The organism is Austwickia sp. TVS 96-490-7B (genome assembly GCF_019331795.1).
Taxonomy (GTDB): Bacteria; Actinomycetota; Actinomycetes; order Actinomycetales; family Dermatophilaceae; genus Austwickia.
Map to the genome: position 1 here is coordinate 1 of NZ_JAHPZL010000023.1, position 1,818 is coordinate 1,818.

1 protein-coding gene is annotated in these 1,818 nt (G+C 51.5%); it reads right to left on the minus strand.

Annotated features, from left to right (window positions below):
* Positions 1-235 precede the first annotated feature (235 nt).
* Entirely contained in the window at positions 236-667 is a 432-nt protein-coding gene (locus tag KEM60_RS14800) for a transposase family protein (protein ID WP_219108607.1), read from the minus strand.
* Positions 668-1,818 lie beyond the last annotated feature (1,151 nt).

Sequence of the window (1,818 nt, forward strand, 5' to 3'; positions counted from 1 at the left end):
TTCCGCAGCCCAAATACCCTAACTTGGTGTTTTTTACTGAAGAGCTAGTTGAAAAGATGCTGGCAACCGGGGACACGGTGGGGGTGCATTTTCGAAAGATGTGGGATTCAGAGAAGCCTGATTGCTCGTCGTTTTTTTCTTGAACAGTTGCCCTGGTGGCGGAACATGAAAACTGCGTGTTATTCGCCAGGGTGTCTGTAGCATTTAAGGCTACCATCCACGTTGACAGAGGGTGTTATTCTCGAGGCATTTTCAGGTCATTCTTGGCTACCAGCCGATTCGGTATAGCTCGAGTCGGGTAATAGTGGCGATGATGTCGGGGATTTCGGTGAGTCTGCCTCGATAGCCGGTGGCGAGGATTTTCCGTTGTTTCCAGGTGTTCGATGGCGTGTTCGACATGGGCGCGGATGCGGGATATTTCTGTGTTGTGGTGTTTTTCGTTGTCGGTTCGTTTGTGTCTTTTCTTCTTTGTGGGGGGTGTGAGAGCGTCATGGGCGATGTAGGCGGTGTCTGCGATCCATGTGGTGTGGTGTTCTGCGAGGATGTGTGACCAGTCGGTGAGGTTGCGGGCGGCGGAGTCGTGTCGAGCTCCGGGAACCGGTGTGGAGACGTGGCGAGGAGTTGTCCGGTCAGGGTGGAGGCGACCTGGATGCTGACACGCTGGCAACGGCGTGTGCCGGAGTAGTTGGCTTTGGTGACATCTTGCCCCTGAGCTGGGCGGTGACTAGTCGGGATGTACGTTCCGTCGATGAGGATGGTCCGGCCATCACTTGCTGCTTGCTCTATGGGGATACTTGTCAAGATGAGTGCTTCATTGATGACCGGGAGCATCCTGCGGTAGATTCGAGAAGCTGTGGATTGTGAAGTCATCTACAAGATCAGCAAGGAACGTCTGTGACAGATTATTCCGTAGGAGTTCCAGGGTAAGGATGACGTGTTCTTTGACGGGCAACCGATGTCTACTCAAGGCGACTCCCCGGGAGTGAAAATCTCGATGACCCGCCTGACGAGTTCATCGAGTGCATCGTGATCACATCCTGCTGTACGACTGGTACCGCATCGGCCGCTTCCCTGAGAGATGTGAGTCTGCTAACCCAATGATCTCAAAGCGGCCGATGTTTTCATATATGCGTATGGTGACAGGCGTGTATCGATTGTTTCCCGGGGTGCGGGACGTGGGTCGCTAGCGCCTCGTGAATAACACCCTGAGGGGAGCGAATGAAAATCTATAAAGTTACACGCACGGTAGATAGGGAAGTGTCCTATCCTAAGGATGTAAATCTCTGGAACCAGTTGGAAAAAAAAATTTATCGAATTCGACAAAATGTAAATTAAGCAATTGGCCCGCCCCTGAGTTTAAAATCTATGGGGACCCGCTTCCGGGAGAGGGCGTTGATGAGTACTTGCCATCTTTGGTAATGCGATATGTCGGCCGCTACCTTATTCTTCGAGATCAAGCGATCAAACGGCTTGCTCCAATATTGGAGCCCTATGGGGAGCTGCTTCCGTTGTCTTGCAATGAAGCTGAAATGATGATCTGGCGTCCACGGATTATTGTAAATTGCCTTAACGACGATGAAAGCGATGAAGGGGACTTGCTATGGTCTAAGGATGGACAGCGGGTTTTAATGCTGAATTTTCCGGTATTTGAAGCTGCACTCGTGCCGAAAACCGGCGCTTTCATACTCCCACAGCCTAAGGGCGTTATTCACGAGGCGTTAGCGACCCACCCCCTACACTCCGGGAAACAATCGATACACACCTGTCGCCATACACATATATAAAAACATCGGCCGCTTTGAGATCATTGGGTTAGAC